At 61.1% G+C, this 15,064-nt stretch carries 12 protein-coding genes; 4 read left to right on the plus strand and 8 right to left on the minus strand.

What is annotated here, in order from left to right; genetic code table 11:
• Positions 1 to 24: 24 nt before the first annotated feature.
• Positions 25 to 705 (minus strand): winged helix-turn-helix domain-containing protein, encoded by a 681-nt coding sequence (locus SB772_RS00695; protein ID WP_410831365.1) that lies wholly within the window; start codon positions 703 to 705, stop codon positions 25 to 27.
• Positions 706 to 1,173: 468 nt separating this feature from the next.
• Between SB772_RS00695 and SB772_RS00700 the strand changes: the two genes are divergently transcribed.
• Positions 1,174 to 2,667, plus strand: a complete 1,494-nt coding sequence (locus SB772_RS00700; protein WP_410831366.1) for an ATP-binding protein — start codon at positions 1,174 to 1,176, stop codon at positions 2,665 to 2,667.
• 21 nt (positions 2,668 to 2,688) lie between these two features.
• Here SB772_RS00700 and SB772_RS00705 read toward each other — a convergent pair whose 3' ends face one another.
• The 7 genes from SB772_RS00705 to SB772_RS00735 all read right to left on the minus strand — a co-directional run bounded on the left by SB772_RS00705 (position 2,689) and on the right by SB772_RS00735 (position 12,124).
• On the minus strand, positions 2,689 to 3,063 hold the full coding sequence (locus SB772_RS00705) for a response regulator transcription factor (protein ID WP_410831367.1): 375 nt from the start codon (positions 3,061 to 3,063) through the stop codon (positions 2,689 to 2,691).
• A 76-nt stretch (positions 3,064 to 3,139) separates the two neighbouring features.
• Positions 3,140 to 3,889, minus strand: coding sequence for a response regulator transcription factor (locus SB772_RS00710; RefSeq protein ID WP_410831368.1), 750 nt, complete (start codon positions 3,887 to 3,889; stop codon positions 3,140 to 3,142).
• On the minus strand, positions 3,861 to 5,366 hold the full coding sequence (locus SB772_RS00715; RefSeq protein ID WP_410831369.1) for an ATP-binding protein: 1,506 nt from the start codon (positions 5,364 to 5,366) through the stop codon (positions 3,861 to 3,863). The genes SB772_RS00710 and SB772_RS00715 overlap by 29 nt, the downstream gene beginning before the upstream one ends.
• A 548-nt stretch (positions 5,367 to 5,914) precedes the next feature.
• A complete protein-coding gene (locus tag SB772_RS00720; protein ID WP_410831370.1) occupies positions 5,915 to 6,328 on the minus strand; it encodes a DUF3331 domain-containing protein in 414 nt (137 codons plus the stop codon).
• A gap of 440 nt (positions 6,329 to 6,768) precedes the next feature.
• Positions 6,769 to 7,455 (minus strand): response regulator transcription factor, encoded by a 687-nt coding sequence (locus tag SB772_RS00725; RefSeq protein ID WP_410831371.1) that lies wholly within the window; start codon positions 7,453 to 7,455, stop codon positions 6,769 to 6,771.
• Positions 7,445 to 8,569, minus strand: a complete 1,125-nt coding sequence (locus SB772_RS00730) for a sensor histidine kinase (RefSeq protein WP_410831372.1) — start codon at positions 8,567 to 8,569, stop codon at positions 7,445 to 7,447. The genes SB772_RS00725 and SB772_RS00730 overlap by 11 nt, the downstream gene beginning before the upstream one ends.
• Positions 8,570 to 9,136: 567 nt before the next feature.
• Complete coding sequence (locus tag SB772_RS00735; RefSeq protein WP_410831373.1) at positions 9,137 to 12,124, minus strand: ATP-binding protein; 2,988 nt, start codon at positions 12,122 to 12,124, stop codon at positions 9,137 to 9,139.
• A 326-nt stretch (positions 12,125 to 12,450) separates the two neighbouring features.
• Between SB772_RS00735 and SB772_RS00740 the strand changes: the two genes are divergently transcribed.
• The 3 genes from SB772_RS00740 to SB772_RS00750 all read left to right on the plus strand — a co-directional run bounded on the left by SB772_RS00740 (position 12,451) and on the right by SB772_RS00750 (position 15,040).
• Positions 12,451 to 13,158 (plus strand): TetR/AcrR family transcriptional regulator, encoded by a 708-nt coding sequence (locus SB772_RS00740; protein ID WP_410831374.1) that lies wholly within the window; start codon positions 12,451 to 12,453, stop codon positions 13,156 to 13,158.
• A 170-nt stretch (positions 13,159 to 13,328) separates the two neighbouring features.
• A complete protein-coding gene (locus SB772_RS00745; protein ID WP_410831375.1) occupies positions 13,329 to 13,814 on the plus strand; it encodes a VOC family protein in 486 nt (161 codons plus the stop codon).
• Between the two features lie 2 nt (positions 13,815 to 13,816).
• Positions 13,817 to 15,040, plus strand: coding sequence for an FAD binding domain-containing protein (locus SB772_RS00750; protein ID WP_410831376.1), 1,224 nt, complete (start codon positions 13,817 to 13,819; stop codon positions 15,038 to 15,040).
• Positions 15,041 to 15,064 lie beyond the last annotated feature (24 nt).

Genomic DNA, 15,064 nt, shown 5'->3' on the forward strand with positions numbered 1-15,064 from the left:
CGCCCCCCACCCGCAACTGTCGGACTAATCGTTCACCGTTAATACGTAGCCCGCATTGCGAACCGTCCTCAGCAAGGAACGCTCGAAGCCCGCATCGATCTTTTGACGTAGCTTGCTCACATGCACATCGATCACGTTCGTTTGTGGATCAAAGTGGTAGTCCCAGATATTTTCGAGCAGCATGGTACGCGTGACGACCTGATCTGCGTGCCGCATCAGGTATTCCAGCAACTTGAATTCGCGCGGCTTCAGTGCGATCAACTTGCCGGCACGCGCCACTTTGCGCGAGAGCAGATCGATCGAGAGATCGCCCACCTTCAGCGTGGTTTCCGCGTAGCTTTCGTGAGTGCGGCGCGCCAACGCGTCGAGTCTGGCCATCACCTCGCCGAACGCAAACGGCTTGACGACGTAGTCGTCACCGCCCGCCTTCAACCCGCGAATCCGCTCATCAACCTCGTCTAGGGCGCTCACGATCAGGATGGGCACGCGATTTCCCGTTGCGCGCAAGGCCGCGATAATTCCCAGACCGTCGATACCACCGGGAAGCATGCGATCCATGATAATGGCGTCGTAGGTTTCGCTTGCGGCCAGGAACATGCCGTCACGGCCGTTATCCGCGCAGTCGACCACGTGCCCCGCCTCCATCAGGCCTTTCTTCAGAAACCCCGCGACCTGTTCGTTATCTTCGACGAGCAAGATTTTCATTTAAATCTCGCGCACTCCGGTTTCAGGCGCCGCCGGCTTTCTACTATTAACGCGACAGTCGTACATGCTTCGCTCCGCCCTTTAGTGTCTCTCGAGTCTGTGCCTCGCCGCGCCCTCGGTGCGACGGGGTTGACACCGTCCACCGTCCACCGTCACGTCGCGCGCAGTCGGCTCAATTGCGCCTTTACCCGTGCAACCTCCGATTATCCGCGAAAGAGCAACGCACAAATTACCGATTCTATTAAATTTTTTTAATTTTTCCGGGCGACTCGCTGAATATTTTTCAAATGCTTAAAAATCCGCCCAAATCGCCCTCGCGTTCAAACTCACGTCCGGCGCTCTGCGCGTTAACTATCTTTAATGAATCCCTCATCGTAGGGGTAGCTTCCAAATCATAAGATCATCGTCACTCTACCGGGCATGCGGTCGATCACAACTGTGCTCAACTCAACCCTTCGCGGAACTGTCATGATCAAGATCGGTCACGTCGACGTGTCGCTGGAGCGACGGCAGCTTTATCTGAAAGGCGAGCCGTTGCACGTCGGTACGCGCGCGTTCGATATTCTCGAAGTGCTGATCAAGGCAGGCGGCAATCTTGTGAGCAAAGAGGAGATTCTCCGGCGCGTGTGGCCGGAAACGATCGTCGAAGAGAGCAATCTGCAAGTGCACATTTCTTTACTTCGAAAATTGCTCGGAGACGACAGGGGCTTCATCAAGACCATACCGGGGCGCGGTTATCTTCTGGCATGTCCGGATGAAATTGAAGGCCGTACAGGGACGCGAAGAAGCAAATCGGCAAACGAAGAATCTCTTCCGCTGAGCAATGTTCCGCCTGGTCACATGCCGCTCATCGGCCGCGAGAAAGCGCTCGGCGACGTGAAAAGCGCGCTTGATGCAGCGCCTCTTGTCACGCTGGTCGGCGCAGGCGGCATCGGCAAAACGCAGCTTGGCCTTGAAGCGGCGCGTAGCCTGATATCTCTCTATACCGAAGTCCGATACGTCAATCTGTCGACCGTCGAACGCCCCGAGTCCACCTTGAATGCCATCGCCGAAGGGCTTGCAGGCGGACGTTCGAAAGGCGTGGTCACTGTAGCGTGCCTCATCCAGGCGATCGGGTGCCGCAAGACGCTCATCATGCTGGACAATTGCGAGCACGTGATTCAGGAAGTGGCCTCGATCTGCGAACAGCTTGTCGAGAGCAATCCCAACCTCACCATTCTGGCGACGAGCCGTGAACCCCTGCGTGCCCGCTTTGAACGGATCTACCGGGTTCCGCCCCTGGAAGTGCCTTCCGAGGATGCAGAGCGCGACGACATTCTCAGGTGCAGTGCCGTCGACATGTTCGTTTCCCGCGCCCATGTATATGCCCCTTACTTTCGGGCAGACGGCGAAAGCACTGCACTGATCGGCACGATCTGTCGTCGCCTGGACGGTTTGCCCCTCGCGCTGGAATTGGCGGCGGCCCGAGTGGCCGCACTGGGTATCAGCGAACTGGTCGCGCAACTCGACCAGCGCTTTTGCGTACTCACCGGTGGACCTCGTACCGCGCCGGCGCGGCAGCGAACGCTGAAGGCGGCACTCGACTGGAGTTACCAGTTTCTTTGCCAGCAGGAGCGCACCGTCTTGCGACGCATCAGCGTATTCCGCGGTGCCTTTCACCTCAACGCAGCATGCGAAGTCGCCGCGCTCGAGGACCTCTGCGCGACCGACATTACTGAGGCTATCGCCGGTCTCGTCTCGAAGTCACTTCTGATGTTCGCGCCGAGCGGATCGTTGATGACTTACCACCTGTTTGAGACGACCCGGGCGTATGCGCTACAAATGCTTGTCGAGTCCGGCGAAAGTGAAATCGTGGTTCGCAGGTACGAATACTTTCAAAGCACGCGTGGCGCCGTGACGGATGAATCCAATACAACAGCCACCCTTTATGACCAGACGAGTCTCGCGCTACAGGACGGTTAAACGAGCCCTACCGACTCAGGTTCAGTGCGCGCCGCTGTCGCGCTCAATAGCAAGCTCGATGGAATCAAGCAGTACTTCTTCCGCAAAGGGTTTGCGCAAGAAACTGACCGCGCCGTGGTGCAGCGCTCGCCGAACCGACTCGTCATCGCCATGCGCGGACATGAAGACTATTGGAATACGCCGATGTTCTGCGTTTAGTTGCCGTTGCACTTCGAGGCCCTGCATGCCTTGCATTTTAAGGTCGAGCAAAACACACAGCGCATCGTCGATCATCGGGGAAGCGAGGAATTCCTCTCCCGATGAAAAAGTCACAGTCGCATAACCCACCGCCTTAAGCAGGTTTCCGACGCCATTTCGTACCGAGGCGTCATCGTCGACGATGCAAACAAAGCTCATAGCTGCCAATACTCCAATTGCGCCGACGTAGTAACAGAGACAAATATCCGGCGCGATATTTACTGCTTCAGGTCGATCATCGCGTCCGACGTATCAATTCCCACATTTTTGCCAGATCGATAAGCGTCTTTGCCCGCATCTTGCTCATCACGCGCCGTTTATGAACCTTTACCGTCACTTCCTGCGTGCCCAGTTCATGCGCGATCTGCTTGATCATCCTACCGCCCACCGCAAGTTCGAAGACCTCCATTTCACGCGGCGTTAGCGACGCGGCACGCTGCAACACCTCCGCGTTGAATGCGCGCTCCGCGAGGTTGGCCTCGTCCTGCGCGAGCGCCCGCCTCACTGCGTCGAGCAGTTCTTCGTCGTCGATCGGTTTGGTGAGGAATTCATGCGCACCCGCCTTGATCGCACGCACCGACATCGGGATGGATCCGTACCCGGTCAGAAAAATAATCGGCACCTGCACGCCCTTCTGCGCGAGCTGGCTTTGAACATCGAAGCCGTTCGTGGTCTCCAGGTTCATATCCAGCAGGATACACATCGGTACGCTGGGCAAATCTTTCGAAAGTATCTCTGCGGGCGACGCAAAACCCTGCGCGTTGAAGCCCGCTGAGCGCAGCAGGCGCCATAGCGCGTCGCGCACCATTTCTTCGTCGTCGATCACATACACCATCGGCTCGCGATCCGAGGGACCAGGCATTTCAGATTCCAGAAAGATTGGGATTTGAGAGCCGTCATGGTACATGAGACCAAACTCCAAAAGATCCTTTCCTGGGTGCATTGGCACCCACCTCTCATCGCGACGCGACGGATTGCGCCCCAAGGTTGTTGCCGAGCGTGGCTGTCCTGAAACCGCGCCCGTGAGGCTGCTCGTAAAACCACGCCAGATAGGCCGCGCTTCTCGCCAGCACTTCATCCGCCTCATCTGATTCATACAGTTTGCGCAGGGCATATTCACGGGTCGTTTCGAGCAGGAAATATTCCTTGGTCTTGCTGTCGAGGGTCGTCATGACGACGCACTTGGAGGCAAGGCCGACGACCGCCTCCGTCACTTCGTTGTGCGACAATCGTTCACAGGCCGCGACGGCACATGCCGCTTCCAGGGAAAACCTGGCCGGAAAAATACCGAGCCTGTGCAGCACGATCCGCTCCGTCGCACTGAGAAGCTGATAGCTCCAGTCGAGCGTAGCCTCCAGCGTCTGCTGCCGCGGCGACGCGGTACGGCGGCCCCCTGTCAGAAAGTGGAACCGGTCGTCGAGCCCGGAAACCGTCTTACGAATACCGAACACTGCCGCACGGGCCGCTGCCAGTTCGAGAGCCAACGGCACACCGTCGAGCCGGCGGCAAATCGCAGCCACCATGTCGAGGCTGCCGGGTTCGGTGTCGACGTCCGCGTTGAATGCACGCATCTGCGCCAGAAACATTCTTACTGAACTACAGGCCAGGATCGCCTGCGAGTTCGCCCCCGCATCCGGGATATCAAGCGGCGCCACCCAATAGAATTTCTCGTCCCGAGTTCGCAACGGCTCACGGCTCGTTGCCAGAATGCGCAGGTCCGCGCTTGTCTGGACGAGCAGTTCACACACGGTTGCCGCCGCGTCGATCACGTGCTCGCAGTTGTCCAGCATGACCAGCAACTTGCGTCCCCGGAGCGTGGCGACGAGCGACTGTAGTGCAACGTCGTCATCGGCACGGCCGACGCCCAGCGCTCCCGCGATCGTGCTGACGACGCCCTGGGTATTCTCCACCCCGGCCAACGTGACGAAGCACACTTCCATGTCGGAAGCAGCCGCGATCGACCTCGCCACCGCGATGCCGAGTTGTGTCTTGCCGATGCCCCCCGGCCCGAGCAAGGTGACAATCGGAGTCCCATTCAGGGCACGAGTGATTTCAGCAAGTGCACCGTCGCGTCCAATCAACGGCGCATGGCAAACCGGCAGGCCGCTCAGGCGCGCCACACCCGCTTGCCCGCCATGAATGGCTTCGGGCAATCCAACTCGCGCACTTCCTTCAGCGGGAACGGTGAGGCGGTAGCCCTGCCCCGAGATCGTGCAAATCGCGTGCCTGTCAGCGCCCAGGATCTTCCTGAGCGCCGAAAGCTGGACATGAATATTATTTTCTTCCACCACCGAATTCGGCCACACGCGTCGGAGAATCTCGTCTTTCGTGACAGTCTTGCCCCTCGCCAGGATCAGCAGTTCGAGGATATCGAATGCCCTTGAGCCGACCTGGAGCAGCCGATCATCCAGGTACACCTCACGCATTTCCAACGACACTGTTACTCGACCGATCTTTATCATGCGGCACTCACGCCTGGTTGATTAACAGGAGGGGCACGTTCGACGACTGCACCCTTCGCACCCCGCGACCGGTGCAAGGCTTGCGTCGTTAGAACCATACTAATTGGGAAATTCATCCAAAACTATTATCCATAGGGATACGGTGCCCACGGTTGAGCCATCGCTCATACAGAGACGCGGCACGGCACCCGCGGCGTCATACCTCCTCGGGATAGTGGGCGTTTGAACAGGCGCCGTGCTCGACGGCGAGCCATGATTTCCAGTCATGTTTGCCGGCGAACGTCAAGTTACGCTTCGAACCGCGGGAGTTCACCATGCATCCCATCGACGCCCTCGATCTGTCACGCGCCCAGTTCGCGATGACAGCCATTTTTCACATCATGTGGCCGATACGAGCGAGGATCAGGCAGATGTTCAGGCGGGCGGTCCAACACGGTTCAGGCAGGGTTCAGGCGTGAGTCAAACGGGTGTCAAGCGGGGATTGCAGCAGGCGCCTGGAGCAACTAGCAAAGCGCTGCGATTGTCCAGGCGCGCCAGTTGCATGTCGGTCAAAGCGCCACAGCATTGTCGAGCACGACGCGCAGAATCATCGCACCGGTGTTGAGCGGCGCGGGACGGCAGGGACGCGGCTTGTAGATCGCATCGCCCGGCCGGATCGCGCGTCCGCTCATGGCGCAAACGCCGGCCACGCGCGCGCGGCTTACGTGCCAGACCTGATCGCCATAGGAACAGCGGGTCGGATCGCGCCAGACGACCGTCGCGGTCGACTGCGACGGTCGGTCGATCACATGCACCTGGACTTCAAAGCGCTTTCCCATGACCGGGAGGTCGCAATTCTTGCGGCCGTTCTGGGAAACCGCCGCTGCCAGTTCGTTGACGCCGGATTCGGTATCGCCGGACAGCATGGACAGCAAACCGAGGGTCTGCATCCAGGGATCGATGAAATTTGCATTCGCCAGCATGGTTGCACTCCTGTTTCGGATAATCCAGTTGATCGTCAAAGTGGCTCTGGAGACGCTGCCAGTGCAGCCACCTCGGCAGCGCGTCCGATTGTGCTTCTCAAGCGCAGACTTCCAGAAGTGGTGAGCCGGTGCCCGATTGATCGGGTACCGTGACGACTCCAAGGTATCGCACTGGAAATACTCCAACTAGCCCTACATACGGATGCTCGCAATGACCAATGGTTGGGGTCGACTCATCTCCAGGTTTAGTCGTGCAGCAATGGATGCGGACAGCACGCCACCCCGCCTCGCTCGCGGCGAGCATCGAAGCATGTCGGATCAAGACGGGATAGAAGCGGTTGGTTGCCGGAAACGGTGAGGAACCTATACGCAGGTATGAGATCGATGCCTGTTATGACCACGTGAGCCGCGCGCCAACAACCGACCGTCCCGCACGATGCTCAGGTCCGCGAGTTGCGCGCCGGCGCCGCCATGCCTTGCGGCGGCTTGATGCCAAGCGCCTCCGCCTTCAGCACGAAGTCGGCGAGCGAACGCGCGCCCATCTTGCGCATCGCCTGCCCGCGATGAATCTTGACGGTGATTTCGCTCAGATTCAATTCGCCCGCAATCTGCTTGTTCATCAGCCCGGCCGCGACAAAGGCCATGACTTCGCGCTCGCGCGCGGTCAACGATTCGTAGCAACGCCGCAGATCCGTGACGGAGCGGCTGGCCTCGCGCCGCTCCTCGTCGCTCGCGAGCGCCTGCGCGACAGCGTCGAGCATGTCCTGGTCACGAAACGGCTTGGCAAGAAAATCCTTCGCGCCGGCCTTCATGGCTTTGACCGTCATCGCGATATCGCCGTGCGCGGTCATGAAGACGATCGGCAAACCGAGTTGACTTGCCGCGATCTGCTCCTGCACCGCGAGTCCGCTTTGACCTTTGAGGCGAACGTCGAGGATCAGACAGCTCGGCACGTCCGGCATGTCGTAGGCGAGGAATTCCTGCGCGAAGCCGAAGGTTTCGATACCGAGCCCGACCGAACGCAGCAAGGTGCTGACGGCCTCGCGCATCGACTCGTCGTCATCCACGACATAGATCATGGTGTGGCCCGCGTTGCCGCCGGCATTGTCACGCACATCACCGCTCATGAGATCTCCCTTCATCAACGGGCAGGATGAACTGCAGCACCGCGCCGCCGGCGGCCGGCGATTCGGCCCAGATACGGCCACCGTGTGCCTCAACGATCGAGCGGCAGATCGATAACCCCATACCCATGCCCTCGGCTTTGGTCGTAAAAAACGTATTGAACAAACGGCCGCTGTTTTCCTCACTGATTCCCGCGCCCGAGTCCTGCACGATCACCTGCGCATGCCCGTCGTCGAACCGGCGCGTGGCGATCCGGAGCCTGCGCGGCCCGCTCAGGTCGGCCATGGCCTGAATGCTGTTCATGATCAGGTTGATGAGGACCTGGTGCAGTTGCACACGATCGCAGCACGCCGTGGGCGGGGGCATCGCGAAGTCGATTTTCAGCTCGATGCGGTGGCGCTCGAGTTCGAACCGCACCAGTTCGATCGATTCGTCGACGATCCCATTCAGATCCACCCCAACCGGCCGACGGTCGCGCTTTTTGGCCATCGAACGGATCCGCTGGATGACCTCGTCGGCGCGCTTCGCGTCGCGGATCATCTGCGCGACGGATTGCGCCGCTTCGTTGATCTCCGGTACAGGACGGTTCAGCCAGCGCAGCGCGGCGCCGCCGCACGTCACGATGGCCGCGATCGGCTGCGTCACCTCGTGCGCAACCGAAGCAGCCAGCTCGCCGAGCATCGTGATGCGCGTGACGTGAGCGAGTTCCGCGGTGGAACGCGCGAGCGCTTCCTGAGCGAGCTTGAGCAGTTCGACCTGCTCGTGCAACAGCGTCGTCGCGGTCAGGTTTCTCAATGCCAGTATCGAAGTGGTGGCGATCGCCAGCAGGCTCACCGCGCACCGCGCAATCGCGCCGCTAGAAAAATCGCCATTGTCCGCGATCGCGAAGCCGAGCAACGTCAGCGCCACACAGCCCCACGCGGCGATGATCGTGGCCGGTCGGTTGCCGGCCGAGGCGACCAGCAGCACCACCACCCCATAGAACACTGCTGCCGCGATATCAAGGGAAGTCAGCGCGGCGATCCCGAACACGGCGAGCGCGATCACGGCGGCGAGCGTCGACACGACGCGGACGTCGGGACGCACCGTGGGGGAAGCGCGTCGGCAATTTTTCATGGCGGGCGGATCAACAGGCCGCTAGCCGGCAATTGGCCGGAACGGAACAGACACACGTGGACATAGGCGTTCGAAACGGCGTTCGTTGACGAATACCGGAAGCCTGTTCATCTGGATGACAGACGGGATGGCTGCCAGGGCGTATGACACTCAGACCTACCGGTGACCGATAGCTTTTAAGCTGAACGCGATCATGCGCGAGCCCGCGTCAAACGCGGTACTTATTTTTCCTTAATCGTTCCGAAATCGCCGCTGCGCGGCTGCCGCCCTCCGGCCGCCGCGCAAGCGCGTCTTCAGCTCGTCCAGCCATCGCTGCAAGGCTGGGCTGTCCGTCAGCAAAGTCATAAGCTACTCGTCGGTTCCGTGTGCGGCCAGCGCAAGTGAGGGCGAGTCACTTCGACGCTCTCGTCGCCTCTTCCGTTGAAGATCGCCCGCATGCATCCGCTTAAGCTATTCGAGTGCCGAAAAAAGTCCTGAAATGGATCTGAAAACACCTGAAGGACGCGCATGGACGGGCACGCGCAGAGCCGTGCCGCGGGGGATTATTCGAGCACGGGTGAACGCCGCCTAACCGCGTTCCCCTATTTCCGCACTCGGCGGCAGGTCGGATGAACTCGCCACGGCAGGCGTGCCGGCAGGACTGTCGGCGCAAGCTGCGGCCTGCTCACCGGCCGCTGCCGTGATCTGCAGCAAACCGGCAGCAGCTTTGAAATCGTGCCAGTCGACGCCCTCGGTCAGTCTCGAACAGACCGACTTCAGGAGCTGGGTAGCCTCCACGCTTCGGCCTTGCGCGTGCCAAAGCCGGCCGAGGCTGGTAGCGGCCCGCAATTGCAGCGAGCGGCAGCCTTGCGTCAGCGACTCCTCCAAGGCCGCGACCAGGCACACCTCCGCATCCCTAGCCACCTGCTGGGACACGGACCCGCCCGTCTGCTCCATCAGCAGCAGTTCGCCATGGATGCGCCTGAGCTCACTGGCATACCAATGATCACCCGTTTCTTCGCAGTAACGCAGCACGCACACGACCGCGGCAATACCCTCTTCCCGCTGACCGGAGCGGCCGAGCGCCAGGCTGTACTGTCCGGCGAGCATGGCGCGCGGCGCACCGAACTCAAGCGACTCCAGATCGTCAAGCGCCGTGCGGAAGGCCTGTAAACGCTCGTGTGACACGTCGCCCAACGAGCGCAGATACTCATCGAAACAGCGGCAGCACGCTTGCGACACGATCAATCCGGCGCGCGCCGACACCTCCTTGAGCAATGCGATCGCATGGGCGGCCCGGTCCCGCTTGTCCGACAACAGCGCGAGCGGCACGAGCGCCTCGACCAGCACATAACTGGTGACCATCGCGTGCTGCTGATCGCAAGCGGCGATCACGCTATCCTCTGCGAGCTGGAGCGCCTGATCGCGGAAACCCTGCAGCCACAGCACGCGCGCAAGCGTCGCGCAGCCGACGATCCGATGATCGACGGATTGGCCCAGCGGCAGACGCTGATGCAAGCCGTCACTATGCTGCAGCAAATGTTCGAACGACGCGCGTGCCTGCCGTTGGTCGCCTGCGTAATGCGACGCGATGCCGAGCAGCCGGTCGGCGAGCGCCGCGCAGCCCGTGTCGCCCACCTCGGAGGCGAGCAACGCGAAGCGCCTGGCGAACGCCAGCGCATTGCGCGCTGCACCGGACGATTGACTGGCGTTCCACATGCCCCACAATGCGCGAGCCTCAAACGCGTGGTCCCCTAGTGCAATCGCCGAGGCGAGCGTCTCGGACCAGATGCCGAAGGTTTCCTGGTTCGGTCCGTTGATGTAGACAAGGGCTGCCCCAAGCGCCGCTTTCAGCTGCATGCGCACACGGAGGTGGCGCGTCGAGCGCGAGCCATGGTGCGTCGCAGCGACGGTATCGAGGGCTCGCCGCGCCCATGCGCAACACTCGTCGACCAGCGACAGTTCATAGAGAAGGAACACAACTTTCACGGCCAGCGCTTCGCCCAGCGCTTCGTCGCCCTTCGCCGATAAGGCCCATCCAAGCGCCATGCGCAAGTCGTCGAGCAGCGCGCGCATCTGACAATGCCAGCCGTCGGAGAAGCCACTCGCGGGGTCCGCGCGGGTCAGCGCTTCGCGCTCAAGCAGAGCCACGAAGTAATGCGCATGACGGAGCGTTACGACGCGCTGCTCGCCATTATCCTCGAGCTTCTGCATCGCGTACGCACGCGTGGTTTCCAGCAGGTGATAGCGCGCCTTGCCGCGCTTCACGCACCTCACCACTAACGATTTTTCCACCAGCCCCGACACTGCCGCGATCACATCGAGTTCCCGCAAGGCGCCATCGCTCACGACGGCGACCGCCGCGTCTATTGTGAAGCTGCTCACGAAGATGCCTAGCCGGCGCAAGCTCGTGCGCTCAGCATCGTCGAGCATCGCGTGGCTCCAGTCGAGCGTCGCCTTCAAGGTCTGGTGACGCGGCAACGCCGTGCGATTGCCGCCGGTCAGCATGTTGAAACGGTCGTCGAGATGGCTGGCCAGTGTCGCGATACCGAGTATCGCCGCACGCGCCGCTGCCAGTTCAATGGCCAACGGTATGCCGTCGAGCCGGCGGCATACCATGCCGGTCAGCTGGATGCTTCTTTCGTCGGTTGAGAAGCGCGCGTCGATCGCCCGGGCACGTGACAGGAATAACTCGACCGCGCTGTATCGCAGGACATTCTGGCTTTCCTCGTCCTCGGCGGGCACCTGCAGCGAAGCGACCCAATACAGATGTTCGTTCTGGATGCGCAGCGGCTCCCGGCTGGTTGCGAGCACATGCACGGTCGGACCGGCGCTAAGGAGTGTCTCGGCAAGCTCAGCGGCGTGGCCGAGTACATGCTCGCAGTTGTCGAGCACGAACAGCACACGACGTTCGCGGAACTCCTTGCTGAAGCACGCGAGCGTGAGCGGTCCGCTCGCCGGATTCACGCCGATGCTGGTCGCGAACGCCGCGAGGACGCTGCTCGCATCGGAGGCCGAGGCGAGCGCTACCAGATAGACGCCGTCCGGGAAGCGCGCAAGCGTTCCGCGCGCGACTTCCACGGCCAGCCGGGTCTTGCCGATGCCGCCCGAGCCGACGAGCGTCACGTGGCGGGCCGACGCGAGCGCCAGAGAAACGTCGTGCAGCGCCTGGTCTCGTCCGATCAGCGCCGACAAATTGACAGGCAGGTTGTGAGGGACGCTCACGCCTTGCCCGACGCGTTCAAGCTTGTCGTCATCATCAGCGTTGCCGGAGGCAGCCGTCGACGAAACCCTCGGAACCAGCCGGTAGCCTCGCCCGGACACTGTCTGTATCAGTCCGCGACTTTCGCCCAGCATCTTGCGGAGCGTGGACATATGAACCTGAAGATTGTTCTCTTCAACGATCGCGTTCGGCCAGACCTGTTTTAGCATCTCGTTCTTGGACACCAGCCCGCCGTTCGCTGCGATCAGCACGGCCAGCACGTCGAACGCGCGGCTGCCGAGGCGCACAGGCTGCCCGTCGAGAAACACTTCCCGACGCTCGACGTCTACCTGAAGCGGACCAATGTGAATCATTACCTGAGCATCCCAAACACAGCGGATAAAGGAACAACCGGGGGGAAGACGGAGGGGAGAACTGAGGAAAGAACACTCAGCGTCGGTTCCCCGGAGTCTAGAGCAGCGACGACTTCGCATGCGCGGAAAAAACTGAACGTACTGTTCAAAAATTTTGTACTAAGCGCATCCGGCCTGATGGCGCTGAACATCGCAATCGAACGTTGCGCGCGCTTCCTATCCGCCTCCGGCACGCTCAGCAAGCGCGGCCGCAAGGCGCCTTCGCCTAGCCAGACCGGGGTAATCTTTGTATGATGCGTCCGAACATCCTGGGTACCGGACACACCATGCCGAGAAAAGTACGGACGCTCGACGCAGCGTCGAAGAGCGAGGTGCATGACATCGAGAAGGGCATCACGCGCCGTCTTGCCCCCGAAGTGCGCGAACGCCAGATCGTGCTGAAGGCCATCGACCACTTCGCCACGCACGGATTCTCCGGCAGCACCCGCGAACTCGCGCGCCAACTCGGCGTGACACAGCCGCTTCTCTACCGCTATTTTCCCAGCAAGGAAGCATTGATCGACCGCGTGTACGACGAGGTCTATCAATGGGATTCGAGTTGGGAATGCCTGATCAAAGACCGCTCCGTGCCGATCCAGGAACGAATGGTCAGGTTCTACTCGTCGTACGCCGGCGTGATCCTGCGGCGCGAATGGATCCGGATTTTCATCTTCGCCGGATTGACGCGCGAAGGCATCAACTCCAAGTATCTGTCTCGGCTGCGCGAACGCGTGTTCCTGCCCGTCATGGCGGAAATCCGCTCGGCATACGACCTTCCGGCCTCGTCCAGCACCAGACAGCGCGACATCGACCTGGAGCTGATCTGGAGCCTGCACGCCAGCATCTTCTATCTCGGCGTACGGAAATGGATCTACGGGCTGCCGGTTAGCGACAACGTCGAGGACCACATCGCGCGCCAGGTCGACGCCTTCCTCAATGGCGTGCCTGAAACGCTCAAGCACGCATCGAAAGCTTCCAGCAAGACCAAAGTCTGACGCTGGCCGGCACCACGGCTGGCCACTTGCTTCATCGCCCATTGCGCAGCCTCCTATGCGTTTTCCAGGGTAAACACCGCCGTTTCGCAGCTTTGCCCTGCCGATTTATTCGCCTACAATTTATCTATCGATCACTAATCGATCGATAAATAGCATAGTGGGAGTTCCTTATGCCGGTGTCAAAACTTGCGCACTACTCGATCCGCACGATGGATCTCGAGCAATCCTGTCGCTTCTACGAGCGGATTCTCGGTTTCAAGCGAGGCTACCGCCCGCCCTTCGATTTTCCGGGCGCCTGGCTTTACAAGGGCGGCGATGAGGCCGACTTCGGCACCGTCCACATCATCGGCGTCGATCCGGACAATCCTGCCGGGCTCACCGCCTATCTCGGCGACAAGGCACTGCCAGCCACCGGGACCGGCACGGTCGACCACATCGCGTTTCTCGCGACGGGTGTCGAAGACATGTGGAAAACCTTGCAAGCGGAAGGCGTCGCCTGGCGCGATCGCACGGTGCCGAGCCTCGGCCTGCATCAGGTGTTTATCGAGGACCCGTCCGGCGTGACCATCGAGCTGAATTTCCCCGCCGAAGAAGTCACCGGTCTGGCCGAAGCCCATCCGGCCATCGATCGGGCATCCATCAACGCAGGAGAGTAACCATGACCCATCCTTCCGCACGTTTAAAGGCAATCATCGTCGGTGGCTCGCTGGGCGGCCTGTTTGCAGCCAATCTGCTGATCCGCAATGGCTGGGATGTCGACATATTCGAGCGCGTTCCTGAAGAACTGGCCGGCCGCGGCGCCGGCATCGTCACCCATCCAGAGTTATTCGACGCCATGACTGCGGCCGGGATCGCAATCGATGACTCGATCGGCGTCAAAGTGCAGTCGCGCGTGACATTCGCGCAGAGCGGCGCAGTGTTGTCCGAGCGCGAACTGCCGCAGACCCTGACCGCGTGGGGCAAGATGTATCACGTACTGCGCGCAGCACTTCCCGACGTCCACTACCATGCCGGCGGCACGGTCGTATCCGTGGAAGACGGTGCCGATCACGCAACCGTGTCGCTCAGCGACGGCATCGTATTGCGCGCGGACCTCGTGATTGCAGCGGACGGTTTCAAGTCGGCGATTCGCGAGCAGTTCCTGCCAGACGTGAAGCTTCAGTACGCCGGCTATGTCGCATGGCGCGGCCTGGTCGACGAAGTGTCGCTGTCGCGCGCAACGCGCGAGGCGCTGTTCGACAAGTTCGCCTTCTGCCTGCCGCCGCGCGAGCAGATTCTCGGCTATCCGGTGGCCGGCCAGGGCAACAGTACGACGCCGGGCGAACGCCGCTACAACTTCGTCTGGTATCGCGCGACGAGCGAAGACATCCAGTTGCCGAACCTGCTGACCGATGAATCCGGCAAGCGCTGGGTGGGCGGCATTCCGCCAACGCTGATTCGCCGCGAGGTGCTCGCCGACATGGAAGACGCGGCGCTCACGCTGCTCGCGCCGCAATTCGGCGAAGTCGTGACCAGATCGACGCAACCGCTCTTTCAACCCATCTTCGACCTCGAAGTGCCGCAGATGGCGTTCGGCCGGGTTGCCTTGCTGGGCGACGCGGCGTTCGTCGCGCGGCCGCACTGCGGCATGGGCGTCACCAAGGCGGCGAGCGATGCGATGGCGCTCGTCAGCGCGTTGAAGAGTCATGCGGACGTTCAGGACGCACTCGCGGAGTACAGCCGCGTGCGCACGCAAGTCGGCGCGGCAATAGTCCAGCACGCGCGCCATCTCGGCGCCTACATGCAGGCGCAATTGAAAAACGAGGTCGACCGTGAAATGGCCGAGCGCTATCGCACGCCTGACGCAGTGATGCGCGAGACCGCGGTACCTGCACACTTTTAAATGTTCGTTGTGCTTGCGACGGAT

It is taken from the genome of Paraburkholderia sp. SIMBA_030 (assembly GCF_046535245.1).
In the GTDB taxonomy this organism is placed as follows: domain Bacteria; phylum Pseudomonadota; class Gammaproteobacteria; order Burkholderiales; family Burkholderiaceae; genus Paraburkholderia.